Annotated in this window: 8 protein-coding genes; all 8 read left to right on the plus strand. The window is 48.8% G+C overall.

Annotated elements, in window-relative coordinates:
• The first annotated feature begins 4 nt into the window (after positions 1 to 4).
• On the plus strand, positions 5 to 943 hold the full coding sequence (locus AC3G2T_RS14755; protein WP_488435941.1) for a hypothetical protein: 939 nt from the start codon (positions 5 to 7) through the stop codon (positions 941 to 943).
• Between the two features lie 19 nt (positions 944 to 962).
• A complete protein-coding gene (locus AC3G2T_RS14760; protein ID WP_488435942.1) occupies positions 963 to 1,799 on the plus strand; it encodes a hypothetical protein in 837 nt (278 codons plus the stop codon).
• Positions 1,800 to 1,822: 23 nt separating this feature from the next.
• Positions 1,823 to 11,677, plus strand: a complete 9,855-nt coding sequence (locus AC3G2T_RS14765) for a GH-E family nuclease (protein ID WP_488435943.1) — start codon at positions 1,823 to 1,825, stop codon at positions 11,675 to 11,677.
• A 317-nt stretch (positions 11,678 to 11,994) separates the two neighbouring features.
• Positions 11,995 to 12,483, plus strand: a complete 489-nt coding sequence (locus tag AC3G2T_RS14770; RefSeq protein ID WP_474687058.1) for an ankyrin repeat domain-containing protein — start codon at positions 11,995 to 11,997, stop codon at positions 12,481 to 12,483.
• Positions 12,484 to 13,103: 620 nt separating this feature from the next.
• A complete protein-coding gene (locus AC3G2T_RS14775; protein ID WP_474687059.1) occupies positions 13,104 to 13,283 on the plus strand; it encodes a ribbon-helix-helix protein, CopG family in 180 nt (59 codons plus the stop codon).
• Positions 13,284 to 13,422: 139 nt separating this feature from the next.
• Positions 13,423 to 13,731: a DUF6809 family protein gene (locus AC3G2T_RS14780; protein ID WP_488435944.1), complete on the plus strand. Its 309-nt coding sequence runs from the start codon at positions 13,423 to 13,425 to the stop codon at positions 13,729 to 13,731.
• Between the two features lie 363 nt (positions 13,732 to 14,094).
• The gene (locus AC3G2T_RS14785; protein WP_488435945.1) at positions 14,095 to 14,520 is read left to right on the plus strand and encodes a hypothetical protein; all 426 of its coding nucleotides are present in this window, start codon (positions 14,095 to 14,097) and stop codon (positions 14,518 to 14,520) included.
• A 274-nt stretch (positions 14,521 to 14,794) separates the two neighbouring features.
• Positions 14,795 to 16,983, plus strand: a 2,189-nt coding sequence (locus AC3G2T_RS14790) for a hypothetical protein (RefSeq protein ID WP_488435946.1), incomplete at its 3' end; no start/stop codon positions are given.

Genomic DNA, 16,983 nt, shown 5'->3' on the forward strand with positions numbered 1-16,983 from the left:
TGGCGTGAAACGCTTTTTCAACAAATATTATAAATGGATAGCCGGCATTATAGGCGTATCTTTAATTGCCCAGATGTTTATTGTGTTCGGGAACGATAAGGCGGTCAAGCCGACAAGCACGGAATCTATTGTGGAACGCAGCGATGACAGCAAAATCGCAGCGGATATTTCCAACATGACAGGTGTGAAAGTGGAAGAGATTTTAAAGCTTAAACAGGCCAATATGTCTTGGAATGAGGTCTTGGATAAATTAAAAAATGTTAGCATGAGCGGCGAGCAGGATGAAAAAAGCAAGAGAAACAGTCTTCTGGCAGAGGCAGGGATTGAAGAGATTATTCAAAAACTGCAGGATCAGGGATTTAAGCAAGAGGAGATTTTGACGGCAAAAATGCTCGCCGAGAGGCTGCAATTTCAACTGAAAGAGATTGCGGACGATGCCGGGTACAAGCCTCAAACTCCGCTCCCCGAGCTTGGTGCGGATAAGAAAAAGGACGAGAAGACGGAGGCGCTTCAAAAGATCGCCGAGCAGTTCGATATCAAAACGGCTATCTATTTTATGCTCGTGCTGCGGAAAGATTTCGGCAGTCCGGAGGAAGTGCTGGACGAGTATCTGCTCTCCTTGCAGCTCGGGCTGAATCTGGAAGATTACATCCGCGACAAAGAAAAATATTTGCAGGACAAAGATGAAAAGGGCATACAAATATCCCGTAATAACATCATCACCATGTCGGTGATTGAGCTTACGGTTCTGGAAAACATACAGAAAAACAATTCGGTCGCCAAAGACGAGCCGATAACGGCTGGGAAAGAGGGCTTGTCGGCAAAAGATTCCCAAGGAAAGTCTTTGCTGCCGGACGTCTCTCCTCCGCAGATTAAGAATCTCAAGCCGGGCAATCCGGCCGAAGATGTCATGAAAGAGATTCGCGCTTTGAATCCAAATTAGCCGCAAAGGGGTACATGAAATGAAGATGAAAACGATGTCGAAGGTCTTATTAATCGTACTGGCTTTAAGTGCGGTGCTCCAGACCGGGTATACGCTTCTGTCCATCGTGCAGGCGCAAACCGCTGCTTCTGCGGGTGATCCCGTTGTTAGTATAGACATTCCGCAGGACGTATTGGACAAGCTGAAATCATCCGATCCGAGCAGGTACGACACTAATCTGACGAATTATAGGAAACTCCTTGTTGCTCTGGATGTCCACGGCAAATTTAAGCGGGAAATCGAGCGGCTCATCCTGGAAGGGCACCGCTTGCCTGATCTTTTGATTGCCTATGAATTCCTCAATCAAAATTATGGCAAAATGCAAGATTTGGAGACTATAGTCAAGTCCCGGGAAGCGGGCAAGACCTGGGAGGCTGTATTCACCGGCTATAACAAGGGTCATGCGGCTTTCGTTCCCCGATCGTTCGATTCGGGTTATTTGGAAAGTTTGATGAAAACTCCGGGATTTGCTCCCGATGATATTATGATTGCCGACCGACTCGCTTTCGTTTCAGGGAAGCCGGTAAAAGACCTCATTGCAGGCAAGCTGGAATCGCAAAATAGCTGGAAGGAAATTGCGGCAGACCTGGACATCCTGCATAGCGCATCAGCTCTTCCCAGAGTGCAAATAACCGCCCAGCAGTTGAAGCAATATACGGTTCCGGGAACATTTGCGGAAGCAAAAGTGACTGCGGCGTTTGTGCTGGCGCAAAAGATCGGCAAGAGTCCTGAAACTGTAATTGGCAAGATGCAGGCAGGTATGACGGACGAAGCTATTATGGCGGAAAGCTATATCGAAACCTACGACAAATTCTGATAAGGCTGGCTGGAGGTGCTAGGTTGAAACGTTGGAGCAAGACTTTATTCTTATCTATCCTGTTTTTCATTGTTCCGGCTCAGTTGATTTACGCGGAGACACTGGAAGATCAAATCAATAACCTGGTCGGGCCCAAGCAGCAGTATAATACGATGCTTTCCCCGGTTTATTTGAAAAATAACGCCAGCGAGGAGCAAATCAGCCCGCAAAGCGGCGAGCTGACGCTGACTCAAACCGATTACGTATTGCCAGGTAGAAACGGCCTGGATCTGGAAATCAAACGCATTTACAAGAGCGGAATTTCCAATGTTCAGGAAATGAATGTGAAGTACGTGGACGGCGCCTGGGTGGATGTCGTTGAGTCCGGCGTTGCCACGTCTTCCTTTTATGAGGACCGGTACAATCTTGGCATCGGGATGAGATTCTCATTTCCGAACATGGAGGTTAAAACCAACTCGGACGGCACAGCGTACAACTATTTACATACGGAGAGCGGGGACGTTTACCGCTTAAAAGGAACTACAACGAATGGCGTTCTCACCTACTTGCCCGAAGGGCAAACCGTCAAAGACGTTGTCGTGAAAGAAACGGCCGAATTCAAGAACGGACAGGCCGACGGCACTTCCAAGTTTGTCATGACAGGGAAAGACGGGAAGAAGACTTATTTTGCCGAGGACGGAAGAATTTTGGGCATTGTCGACCGTTACGGGAACTCGATTGTTTTTGAGTACAGTACGCTTTCTTATACCATTGACGGCACAGCGATAACGAAGAAGCTGATGTCCAAGATAACGGATACAGTGGGCAGGGTAACGACCATTGAGTACAAAGAGGATCATGCATTCACCGTGGGTCCTATCGCGAATCCGACTTACAGTGCCGAAGAGAGCTATAAAACCTCGCAAAATCCGAATACGAGCGATTCGGGGGATTTGCAAGGGAAGTTTCAAGTCATTGTTCATTTGCCTGGTGAGAAAAATATCACCTACGATAAGTCCGCCGTCCTGGTCAACTCGACCAAACATGTTATCCGCACGCGGCTGCAGCGGGTCTTCGATGTGGACGGCCTTCCCAAGTATCATCTCTGGTACGAACAGCCCGATCTCGGCTTCACTTATATGAACGGGACCAAGTACGCCGTATACAACCGTTATGAAAATCTGGTTCAGGTTGATTACAGCAAGACGAATCATATGAAGCGGTATGTGTACAATTCATACACGAAGAGCTTGAACAGAGGCAGTATGCAGTATCGTAAAATTTTTGAAAAGCAGGAGCTGGTCAAAAAGAGCTACGACCCGTCCAAAACGAAATTCGAGGACCGCTTCATTGTCGATATCAAGGACAAGGCGGGCTATACGTACACTCATGAGCCGGACGGGTACGGAACGGACGGTTACAAGGAGTCCGACGATACTTATTTAAGGGATACCTATCGGTATGAAACAGAGATTGCAGATTTGATCGGGAATACGGTCAAATATACGTACGACGGCCTGCATCAGTTAATCGTCACGAACAAACAGGGAAAAGAGCACAAAGAGGTTATCCTAAGCGAACGGGACGAACTGAAGCTGGTGAAAAAGCAGGAAAGCCAGCTGTACCAAGTGGTGAACGGGCAAGCGACCGGCGAGCCTGTCAAAAAAATCGAGAATTACCGGTACGATGAATACGGAAATTTGACCAACTACACCGGCCCGGATGCGGAACGTGACGACAAAGGGTACCCCGTCAACACGGAGCGCACCGTCGTGTATGCTTATGCTTACGACAAGTTTCATGTGCTGGCCTCGAAGACATGGAAGAAAGACAAGGAAATGACCAGCCAAAATTTATACACGATCGACGATAAAGGAAATGTCACGAAAGAAAGCAAAATCGATACCGATAACAATGCCAACTGGATTGTGACCGATTATCAATATGATAACTACGGCAATATGACGAGGAAGGCGGTGCAATCGGGAGGGCAAACCTTCGTCACCCAGTATGAATACGGGGCGGATGCGAATGACGTTGACGTCAAGGGAGCTTATTTGACCAAGGAATACCAGCTGCTGGATGGGCAAGAAATCGCCAAGAAGTATGCCTATGATCTCAACACGGGCAAGCAAACGGCAGAGGTTGATCCTAAAGGCAATAAAACCGTCTATGAATACGATGCGTTAAGCAGAGTAGTGAAGAAGTTTCAACCTGATAACGGCATCAAGATTTATGGCTACGAAGAAAATCCATATGCGAACCTGAAAATCCGTTACACGGACCCGGAGCAGACGAACTTTTTATACGAATACGACATTATGGGTTCTCTGGTTCAGGCCAGTGTTTCGGATAACGGGAAATGGGTTGCCCTGCAGACGTTCGATTATGATGCCAAAGGTAATAAAAAGAAAGAAACCGATGCTAACGGGCACAGTATCCGTTATGAATATGACAGCCAATACAGGCTCGTTCAGAAGTCTTACTACGAAAACGATACCGTTAACAAAGGTTCGGTGGTAATCGGGTATCAGATCGGCTACAGCAAAGATACGCCGCTTCTCGTTACGATTAAGGACGAAGAAGGGTATGCGAAAAAATATTACTACGACATTGCGGACAGACTTGCCAAGACGGAAGTCACTCCGGATAATGTCCGCTGGTATGCAACAGCCTATTCCTATAATTATGCAGGCAATAAAATAGGCGAAACGGATGCCAGAAACAGCGCGACCCGCTACGAATTCGACAATTTCGGCAGATTAAAAGGGAAGCAGGACGCTTTGGGCGGCAGGACGGAATATGTCTATAACGCATTGAATCAGGTCGCGCTGCTCAAGGAACCCGGCGGCAAAATGACCGAATATGCATTCGATGCGCTGGGACGTATAATCACGAAGAAAGTATACAGCAAAGGCTCGTCGGACTATACCTATACCGCTTACGCGTATGATGCTGCGAATAACGTCACGAGTGTCAAGCAGGGCGGTATCGAGGCTGGTACGGATAACGTCTCGTCCGACAGCAGTTATTCCTATGATGCGCTGAATCAAATAACCGACGAGTACACCAAGATTGATGCTGTGCGAACAGGGCATACCAAATACGGTTATGACAAGAACGGCAACAAGACGAGCTCGATTCAATATGCCGATCAGGATGAGACGAAATACCGAATGTATTCCTATGTCTATGATTTTGCGGGGCGGGTGAAGGAGGACAAAGGAAGCTACAAGGAATCCGACCAGGAATACGGGGCTTATCAGAACCTGTATCAAAGGGATTACGCAGGCAACCTTCTGACGCAGCAAGCCTATAATGGCAGCGGTTATGATAAGACCGTCTATACGTACGATTACCGCAACCACATCAAAGAAAAGCTTGAACCATACGGCGGCAATCCTGAAGGCAAGCGGACGAGCTACCAGTACGACAAGGCGGGCAACGCCGTCTCCCAGACGTTGACGATTCAAGGAATCAACTCAACGGTAACTCTGGTTATCGACGGCTTGGGCAAGACAGTGAAGAAGATCGATCCGCTGGGCAATGCTTCAAGATTTGTGTATGATGCCGCAGGCAACAAGATCAAGGAAATCGATGCCAGATATATGGCGCTTTCCGAGGATCAGGCACCGGGAATCGAATACGAGTACGATGCGCTGAATAGGCCGGTGCGGGCATCCGTTTTTGACGGCAAAACAAGAGAAGTGATTGCTTATAAAGCATACGACGGGCGCGGCAATATCGTCAAAGAGTCGGATGGCGAAGGATATAACGCGGCGAATCCGGATAAATCGGCAGGCATTATCTACGAATACGATGCCAACGACAGAAGGGTTGCCATCGTTTCGGCAGAACTCGGCCGGCAGAATGAGAAGAACGGAACTCGCTATGTGTCCAAAAGCTTCAAGTATGACGGCTCGGGCCATGTGACTTCCGAAACCGACGCTCGAGGAAATACGACAAGTTATGCGTATTATTTGAACGGTTTGCCTAAAGAGAAAACATTTGCCGACGGCAACAAGGAAGCTTACGATTACGATTTAACCGGTAAGTCCATGCAGATCAAGACGGACAGCCAGGGGCGGATTACGAAAATATTCAATACCGTTTTTGATAAGCCTTACCGCGTCGAATATCCGGACGGAACAACGGAGCGATTCAAGTATTCCGCCAGAGGCGAGCTGTCCGAGCGGTACGATCAGGCGGGGAATGCTCAGTTGTTGAGCTATGATGCTTCCGGCAATCCGATTGAAAAGAAAGAGTTCATCAAGCAGGAAGGCGCCTCCGGCTCCTATAAGCTGACGGAGCTTCAATATGATGAGGCCAATCGTCTGATCGGCAGCGAGACATTCCTCTATCGGGACGGAACGAACGCGGGCAAAATATCGTCAGGCAATAAAGAGAGCCGCGCATACGACAAAGCGGGCAGGCTCACTAAAATTTCCGGACCCAACGGCAGGGAGACGACTTACGACTACGACCGGGCCGGGAACAGGACCTTGCAGCTGCAAAAAGCAGCGGACGGCGATGACAACGTCAGAAGGTATGCATACGACGTGAGGTCCCAATTGATCGGGGAGTCCTTGCTTGTAAAGACCTCCGACCTTAGTCTCGACTATTTGTCCGGCGCTAAATACGACAATGATTATACGGATCGGGTTCTTTCAACCACTGCCTACAGTTATTACAAAAACGGCAGTTTGAAGAGCCAGACGGACGCGCAAGGACGTTCTACGCAATTTGAGTACGATTTTGACAAAAGACCGGTGAAAAAGATCGACTCCTTGCAAGGAACGGCTCTGTATCGTTACGACGCGAACGGCAATCTGCTGGAAGAACAGAACGCGAAGGGCGTCTCCATCGTGTATGAGTACGACGCGCTGAACCGGGTGATCCGCAAAAAGACGCCGGCTGCGGACGGCTCCCTGGCGACAACGAGATACGTCTACGATGCTGTCGGCAACTTGATCAAGCAAGTGATGCCGAATCAATATGATCCGGCATACGATAACCCTGCTTCAGTCACAAGCTTGGCGGGCACGGCCTACGCATTCGATGCGATGAATCGCCGGACAGCTACCTTCTCGCCTGACGGCAGCGGCATCGAATATATCGATTACGATGCTCGCGGGCAAATCCGCAAAATCGCGGACGGATTGAGATATACAGGGGATATGCAGACGTCTGCGGGAACCGTTTTTGCTTACGACGGGCTGGGACGCGTGGTTCGCAAGACAGATGCTTTGCAAAATAGTACGGATTACGATTATGACGTGCTTGGCAACGTGATTCGAACTGTGGATGCGCTGGGCCGTGAGACCAGCTATGCCTACAACGCCGACAGCACGCTGCGCCAGGCAACATTTGCCGATGGGGGAACGATTGCTTACGCGTATGACGGACTGGGCCGCAAAATCGCCGAAACGAATCAATTAGGCAATACGGTCACATACACATACAATGCTTTTGGCAAAGAAAAGACGGTGAAAGACCCGTACGGCGATTACACGGAAAGCAAGTACGATCTGGTCGGCAACCTTGTCTCTTTCAAAGATAAGCGGGGCAGCGTGACGCTTCTCCGATACGACGCAGCGAACCGGCTGACTGTCAAAAGAACGCCGGTCGACCGGGACGGAAGCGGCAGCACCATTTATACCGTAGAGACGTATGCGTATGACGCCGTGGGAAATCTGCAGAAGAAAAACGTGACAGGCTCGAAGGATGCGGCGTTCCTGCGGGAAACGAACTACACGTACTACGATAACAATTTGCTCAAAACCGTTTCCGACAACAGCGGCGCTTATACGCAAAGCGATTATGACAAGAACGGCAATCTCGTCAAGACGCAGAAGCTGCGGGAAACGTCGGTTTACGATGTAGAGAAGTTTGAGTATGACAACTCGAACCGATTAGTGAAACGGATCAAGCTGGTGGATGAAGCTGACTTGGATGCGGCAAGCTTGAGTGACGCCGCGGCGCTGCGGGATGCCGAATATGCGGGTAAAATCCGCATCATAACCGGTTACGAGTACGATGTTCTCGGCAACCGTACGAAGCAAATCGATCCGCAGGCGTACCGGTATGCGGGGGAAGAGCGGGAGCCGTACATCATCACCTACACATATGATGCGCTGAACCGCGTGGATAAAATGATCCGCAAGGTGAACGGAGCCGACGTTTACAAGCAATACACCTACGACAAAGTCGGCAATCGCGTGGCGGAGCGGAATGAGAGAGGGCTTATCACCCGTTACGTTTTTGACGCCTTGAACCGCGTCGAACAGGTTGCAGACCCTGAGCAGCATACGTTCACATACAAGTACGATTTGGCCGGCAACAAGCTTGCGGAGACGAATGCCCGGAACAACAGCATGACGCACGGATACGACAAGCTGAACCGTCTTGTTACGGTGACCGACCCTTACGGCATTGTCATTACCCGCAACATGTACGATGCCAACAACAATGTGATCAAAAAGATCGACGCGAAAGGGTATCTTTCGGGCAGCACAGATGAAGAGCGGTACGGCTGGCTGTACACGTATGATTTGGCCGGACGCCTCATCCGCACGGTGGACCCGGAGATCGCCGCGCAGAACAAGCCGGAGAAGTTCACCGCTCTGTACCAATACAATCCGGCGGGCGAGAAAGTCAAGGAGACGGACGCATTAGGCCATGCCAAATCGTACGATTACGATCCTGCCGGACGTCTCATCCGGGTCACCGACCCGTTAGACGTAAGCGTTGCATACAGCTACGACATGGCCGGCAACAAGCTGGACATGACGGACGGCAAAGGGAAAGTCACCCGCTACCGCTACGGGGCGTTCGGATTGCTGCGCTCGGTCACGAACGCATTGAGTCAGTCGATCGCGTATCGCTATGATCTGGCTCTGAACGCAGCGGAGATGACCGACCGCAACGGCAACCATACTCGTTATGTGTACGACAACAGGAACCTGCTGCTGGAAAGAACCGTCAAGGAAACAGGCGATTCGGTCGCCTATACGTACGACGAAGCGGGCAACCGGGCGTCGATGACCGACGAGAGCGGGGCCAGCAGCTATACGTACGACGGGAATAACCGTATCCTGCAGATTTCCAAAGGCGGGATTACGCAGATTGCCTACACCTATGACGCCGTGGGCAGCATCGAAACCGTCACGGACTCCAAAGGCTTCGTTACATCCTACACTTACGACAAGTCAAGCCGGATGGCGACCGTATCGTTCCAAGGCAAGACAACGGCCTACACCTACGACGAGAACGGCAACCGGACGTCGATTGCTTACGAGGGCGGAGTGAAGGAAGAGTATGCCTTCGACAAAAACAACCGGTTGATGAAGCTCGTGAACAAGAAACCGGACGGCAGCCTTATATCCGAGTACGCTTATGCATACGACGACGCAGGCCGACAAACGGCGAAAACCGACAGCTACGGCACAACGAATTACAGCTACGATGCGGCGGGAAGAATCGAAAAAGCCGAGGCGCCGGGCAAAACGACCGTCTACGCGTATGACCGAAGCGGCAACCGGCAATCCCAGAGCGAGACGTACACGTCCGAACAGCCAAGCGGCTACACGGACCCGGTGAGCGGCACGGAAGTGAAGTACCTGATCAAGAAAAGCGAGTACATGTACGACGGCGTCAACGAATTGCTGCAGCTCGTCGAGAAAATGAGCGACGAAGCCGGCAAAGCAGTGCTGGAGAAAACGACCAGCTACCTGTACGACAACAACGGCAACGAAATCCGGCAAAAAGTTAGCTACCTCCGTCCGCATAACCGGGACATGCGGCGAGTAACCGGCGGGAACCCGTATGGAGACGACATCGAGGGCGACATCAGCAGCCTGATCGAGAAAGTCAGCAATACGTATGACGGATTCAACCGCTTGAAGCAAGTGGAGAGAGTCAAGGCAGGCGAACGGGTCACGGTCGAGTACGTCTACGATGGCGACGACTTGCGGACTCGCAAGACGGTGCGAAGCTCGAAGGACGGCTACGCGGCGAAAGTGACGAACTACTTGTACGATCGCCAGTATGTTATTCTGGAGACAGATGGGGCTGGCACGGTGCAAGCCCGCTATGTGCGCGGCATCAACTACATCGCCCGCATCGACGCGGCGGACAAGCTCTCGTACTACCTGTTCAACGGTCATGGCGACGTGGTACAAACCGTATCTGAAAGCGGCGAAGTAGAGAATCAGTATGACTACGATATTTTCGGCAATGTGACGCTGTCGGTGGAAACGTATGCGAGTTCGATCCGCTATGCAGGGGAGTTTTATGATGCGGAAGTGGGGTTGTATTATCTTCGTGCGAGATATTATGATCCGTACATTGGGCGGTTTATCTCAGCAGATAGCTATTGGGGCGAGGACAACAACCCGTTAAGCTTGAATCTTTACACCTACGCAAATAACAATCCGCTTATGTATGTTGATCCAAGCGGGCATGATTCTGTGGCAATTCCTGTAGGAAATTCTGTAGGAAATTCCATAGCAGAATTTGTTAGAGGGGTTAAAGGGGTGTCAGAATCTGCGGCAGCTGGCTCTAGGTTCGGGCCAGCGGGAATGTTCGTAGTTATTATTGTTGGTGGATTGACTGCAAATCCAGGACATGCTGGAGGGGATTATTCTCCAGCAGAGTTACAGGAGATACAGGCAAAGGATGTACCAGCTGGACCACCTTACCAACCAATGATTGGACCAGCTTTACCACCGTCTGTAAGCACACCTACGGTAAGTACACCTGCGTCCCAAGAAACCGTTGCTGTCCCTACGGTAACTCAAAAACAGTCAAAGCCGATTGTGTCAACACCAGCAAGACCAATTAACAAGGATTTTTCATTAAATCAAGACGGCACTTATACAGTAAAGTGGGGGGATAACCTTTCTAAAATATCGAGTGCTACAGGTGTATCTGTAGCGACTATTGCAAGTTTGAATAATATTCAAAATATTAATAAAATCAGAGAAGGACAGACCTTAACTTTATCAACACCTGTAGTTGTGGATGCAGAGCCGCAAGTAGAAGTGTTTCCGACGATAGAACAGGAAAAGCCAACAGTTGGCACATTGCCAATTATTGAGCAAAAACCGATTATTGGTAAATTACCAGTAATAGAGGAAAAGCCAACGGTAAGTGGATTCCCAATCATAGGGTCAGGGATCAATATAGGGACATTCCCGATTATCCGAGACCTTTTAACAATTATGCTTGCTAAACCATACTCTAAATATAGACCCAAATATGGTAAAGATCAGGTTGAACAAGTATGGGAAAAAGCTAAAGATGTAGATGGTAGAGTTTTTGATCCTAATACAGGGGAAGAATTATTTTGGGATAAGAGCAAATCCAGAGTAGGAATATGGGACATGGGGCACATTCCTGAGGCGAAATATAGTGAGCTTCATCGAAAATATATGGAGGATATAATTACTCTCGGTGAATTTTTGAAAGAATATCGTGATCCGAATAACTATCATCCAGAATCCGTTTCCGCTAACAGAAGTCACAAGTATGAGTCTCTTAATAGTGCAGGTATTAATGACCCCTATGCAAAGAGCAATCGATCAGCGAATGATATTGGAGCTATTAATGCAGGGGATAAGGCGTACTCGCAAGCACTCAAAAATGGCGGTAGCGTGGATGATGCTAGGAGGGCAAGAGATAACGCAGTAAGAGCAAATACTGAAAGGCTTTCAAGTACTAGTTCGCCAAGTTCTTCCACATCATTGAATGATCCCTATGCAAAGAGCAATCGATCAGCGAATGATATTGGGGCTATAAACGCGGGGGATAAGGCGTACTCACAAGCCCTCCAAAATGGCGGCAACGTAGATGATGCTAGACGGGCAAGAGATAACGCAGTAGCGAGTTATCTCCACTAACAGAGGCATCCCGATTGTTTAACGGCCATCAAAAGTTAATCGATCAAATTGCCCCTTATGCGATTTAATCTCAGGCAGAGGCGGGAGTTCCCGTCTCTGTCACCATAGCTCAGTTCACCCAGGAAAGCGGCTGGATACTATCGAACCTAGCCGGATGATGACGATGATTATTGTCTTTTTGATGGAGTTGCTTATTCTGACGCTCCGAAGTATGTGCACAGTGGTGAACTTATCCTGATAAAGTAGTAATGGGCTTATCAATGTTGTAGTATTTAATAATGAGTAGGAGATTATTACTTTAGGAGTAGGTGTATACGATGGGAGTAACCGATAAAGCAGATATTTTCGCTATTGCCCAACATGGCGATTATGAAACTTTTCTGAAAAAATTTCATGGTGACAACTTAAATGCTAAGAGTGTTATTGGCTCAAGCTTGCTTCATCATGCGATTGCAGGTAGGAAGTTCGACATTGCCCTATTTTTAATACAAGAGAATATTGATGTAAATATGACGAATTCTGAAGGGCAAACTGCGTTGCATCTAATTTGTGTGAATCCTAATATTGAGGTTGCAAAAGAAATACTTAAGAAAGGCGGAGATATTAACATCCGCGATAAATACGGTAATAATGCAATGTGGACTGCTGTGTTTAACTGTAAAGGAAGGTACTATGATATGGTTGAATTATTTATCCAGTATGCTCCTGATACTTTAAATAAAAATAATGCAGGAAGGTCACCTTTAGATTTTGCAAATCAAGTTGGCAATGAAAAGCTAATAAATATTTTGACCCAAAAACCTTGATTGAGACTTGGATTACCTTTAAGTCGTTCCAAGGATAGAAAACCATACCAACCGCCTTGCGATACGCTTGGCGGGTTTCTTTTTGCTATTTCGCTCTGAAGGCAGCGCAAATCACCGCTTTTGGCGCTTCGCAGCCTGCAAGCGCCGCAACCCTTGAATGATCCAAGTCTATGCGGCGGACATTTTCGGCAACCCCACATTAACGATAGAGACTTACGCAAGCTCGATTCGCTATGCAGGTGAATTCTTCGATGCAGAAGTCGGTTTGAGACACCACCTTTTTAGTCATTATAGCAACCGTCAAAATATCATAGCCGAAGGTTATTGGTTCAAGAGGTCGCCTACATTCATAACAATGTTTCTTAGGCACTTCTGGATTCTCTTTGTAAATCATTGCAATTTGGATACGCTCGTTTATTGATAAATCGTGTTCCAAAGGCGGCAAATTAAGCGCCTCACTTTCCCGATAAAATCTCCGCTTGCTATACCACGAGACAGCAGTCTCGTAACAAAAATACCTAACCTGCCAAGAAAGAAAGCAGCGAGTAACGGGATGATTGCATTGACTTTTTGTCCCAACAATAATATATTATTGTTGGGACAAAAAGTGGGGTGAAGCGATGTCCTCCAAAAAGATGGGGCGTCCACCATCTGACAATCCCAAGAGCGAAACGATTAAGATACGTGTCGATCAGGAAATTATGAGCAAGCTCGATGCTTCCGCCGAGAAGCTGAATACGACACGTTCAGATATCGTCCGCAAAGGGATTGAGAAGGTGTATGACGAGCTCCAAAAATAAAGAAGGAAGCGGCGCGTCCGACGAAGAACAATGCCACTTCCTATCCCGCAACCACTTGAATAAGCAGACTGCATAAATATCCTACCATGTGCAGAAATCTCATTCAAGCGACGCGATTGACAATTATGGGAGGATGAACATGAAAACGATTCTGGAAGCCCTGTACCGTGGACAACTTCATCCCGATGAGGTGATTGTACCGTCTCATCCTGAATATCGTCCCCTAAGCCGACAAGTGGCTGCACAGACAAAGCAATGGCGAGAACGATTAGGTGAGGAAACGTTTCGTGAGTTGGAGGAGTATTTTGACCTGTGCGACAGCGTTGATAGTATGCATGTTGAAGCGGCTTTTCTGCATGGATTCAGGCTTGGAGCCAATTTAATGATTGAGGTCATGAGCCAACGTGAGGAGTTAATTCCCGGTGCAACTTCGGGTTTGTCATTATGATGATAATAGCGACACATTGACGGTTGTAAATGCGCATGGGACAACCTAGCGCTATAATTGCTTTGAAATTGAAAATGCGCTTGATATGCACACAGCAGCGCGTGTGAATAAGCACCTGTTTCCTGCGGAAACAAAGTGCTTATTCACAGCGTGGATGATGCTAGACGGGCAAGAGATAACGCAGTAGCGAGTTATCTTCACTAAAGTAGGCTAGCGACCTTCGCGAAAGTCAATCGAGCAAATGGCCCCTTATGCGATGCAATCATAGGCAGAGACGGGAATCCCCGCCTCTGTCACTATAGCCTAATTCATCCAGGAGACTGAAGAAATCCCAAAATTTAAGGGATAATGAGGAGGATGACCATGGAATTTGTAATAAATCCTTATATCGGAGCCGGAAGTATCTTGCTTGGAATGACTTCAGAGGAAGTCCAAGAAGTACTGAATTCTCATCCTGAAAAATTTCGTAAGTCTAACACTGCTGATTTTGAAACAGACGCTTACGAATGGTGCCATGTGTACTATAGAAAACCAGGGGTATGTAATGCTATTGAGTTTTTCTCTCCTGCTTCAGTAATTTTTAATGGGTATAGCCTTCTCGGTAAATCTTATGCGGAAGTCAGGGATATAATAACGCAATTTGATAATGCGCTAATATGTGATGTAGATGGTTTTACTTCCATAAAGTGTGGATTTGGAGTATATGCTCCAGTTGCTGAAAAGGAACCAATAGAGCCTGTAGAAGGGGTAATTGTTTTCGAGAAGGGTTATTATGATTCCATTCTGTAGAACACCCAGGCGGCTGGATAGAGAAGTTCAGTAAGCAGCGTCGTTTTGAAACGGAGTAAATTTCAAACAACAACTGGTATTTAATTCGAACAAGGTAAAGCTTATCTAGCTGAACCGAGCATCTACCCCAAGTGAGCTACAACTCTCTTGGGGGTTCTTTTTTATCCACCGCTGTACTGTGCTACCGACGTAAAGAGCTATTTTCAGCGCTTCGCAGCCTGCAAGCGCCGCAAAACCCGAATGATCCAAGCCTATGCCTACGGGGAACAGGACCTTGCAGCTGCAAAAAGTAACGGACGGCGATGACAACGTCAGAAGGTATGAATACGACGTGAGGTCTCAATTGATCGGGGAGTCCTTGCTTGTAAAGACCTCCGACCTTAGTCTCGACTACTTGTCCGGCGCTAAATACGACAATGATTATACGGATCGGGTTCTTTCTACCACTGCCTATAGTTATTACAAAAACGGCAGTTTGAAGAGCCAGACGGACGCGCAAGGGCGTTCTACGCAATTTGAGTACGATTTTGACAAAAGACCGGTGAAAAAGATCGACTCCTTGCAAGGAACGGCTCTGTATCGTTACGACGCGAACGGCAATCTGCTGGAAGAACAGAATGTGAAGGGCGTCTCCATCGTGTATGAGTACGACGCGCTGAACCGGGTGATCCGCAAAAAGACGCCGGCTGCGGACGGCTCCCTGGCGACAACGAGATACGTCTATGATGCTGTCGGCAACTTGATCAAGCAAGTGATGCCGAATCAATATGATCCGGCATACGATAACCCTGACTCAGTCACAAGCTTGGCGGGTACGGCCTATGCATTCGATGCGATGAATCGCCGGACAGCTACCTTCTCGCCTGACGGCAGCGGCATCGAATATATGGAGTACGACGCTCGCGGGCAAATCCGCAAAATCGCGGACGGATTGAGATATACAGGGGATATGCAGACGTCTGCGGGAACCGTTTTTGCCTACGACGGGCTGGGACGCGTGGTTCGCAAGACAGATGCTTTGCAAAATAGTACAGATTACGATTATGACGTGCTTGGCAACGTGATTCGAACCGTGGATGCGCTGGGCCGTGAGACCAGCTATGCCTACAACGCCGACAGCACGCTGCGCCAGGCAACATTTGCCGACGGGGGAACAATCGCCTACGCGTATGACGGGCTGGGCCGCAAAATCGCCGAAACGAATCAATTAGGCAATACGGTCACATACACATACAATGCTTTCGGCAAAGAAAAGACGGTGAAAGACCCGTACGGCGATTACACGGAAAGCAAGTACGATCTGGTCGGCAACCTTGTCTCTTTCAGAGATAAGCGAGGCAGCGTGACGCTTCTCCGATACGACGCAGCGAACAGGCTGACTGTCAAAAGAACGCCGACCGACCGGGACGGAAGCGGCAGCACCATGTATACCGTAGAGACGTATGCGTATGACGCCGTGGGGAATCTGTTGAAGAAAACCGTGACAGGTTCGAAGGATGCGGCGTTCCTGCGGGAAACGACCTATACGTACTACGATAACAATTTGCTCAAAACCGTTTCCGACAACAGCGGCGCTTATACGCAAAGCGATTATGACAAGAACGGCAATCTCGTCAAGACGCAGAAGCTGCGGGAAACATCGGTTTACGATGTGGAGAAGCTCGAGTATGACAGCTCGAATCGGTTAGTGAAGCGGATCAAGCTGGCGGATGAAGCGGATTTGGATGCGGCAAGCTTGAGTGACGCCGCGGCGCTGCGGGATGCCGAATATGCGGGCAAAATCCGCATCATAACCGGTTACGAGTACGATGTTCTCGGCAACCGTACGAAGCAAATCGATCCGCGGGCGTACCGGTATGCGGGGGGAGAGCAGGAGCCGTATATCATCGCCTACACATACGATGCGCTGAACCGCGTGGATAAAGTGATCCGCAAGGTGAACGGAGCCGACGTTTACAAGCAATACACCTACGACAAAGTCGGCAACCGCGTGGCGGAGCGGAATGAGAGAGGTTTTGTCACACGGTACGCTTTTGACGCCTTAAACCGCGTCGAACAGGTTACGGACCCTGAGCAGCATACGTTCACATACAAATACGATTTGGCCGGCAACAAGCTTGCGGAGACGAATGCCCGGAACAACAGCATGACGTACGGATATGACAAGCTGAACCGTCTTGTCATGGTGACCGACCCTTACGGCATTGTTATCTCCCGCAACATGTACGACGCCAACAACAATGTAATCAAAAAGATCGATGCGAAAGGGTATCTTTCGGGCAGCACAGATGAAGAGCGGTACGGCTGGCTGTACACGTATGATTTGGCCGGACACCTCATCCGCACGGTGGACCCGGAGATCGCCGCACAGAACAAGCCGGAGAGGTTCACCGCTCTGTACCAATACAATCCGGCGGGCGAGAAAGTCAAGGAGACGGACGCATTAGGCCATGCCAAATCGTA

It is taken from the genome of Paenibacillus sp. sgz302191, assembly GCF_057749925.1.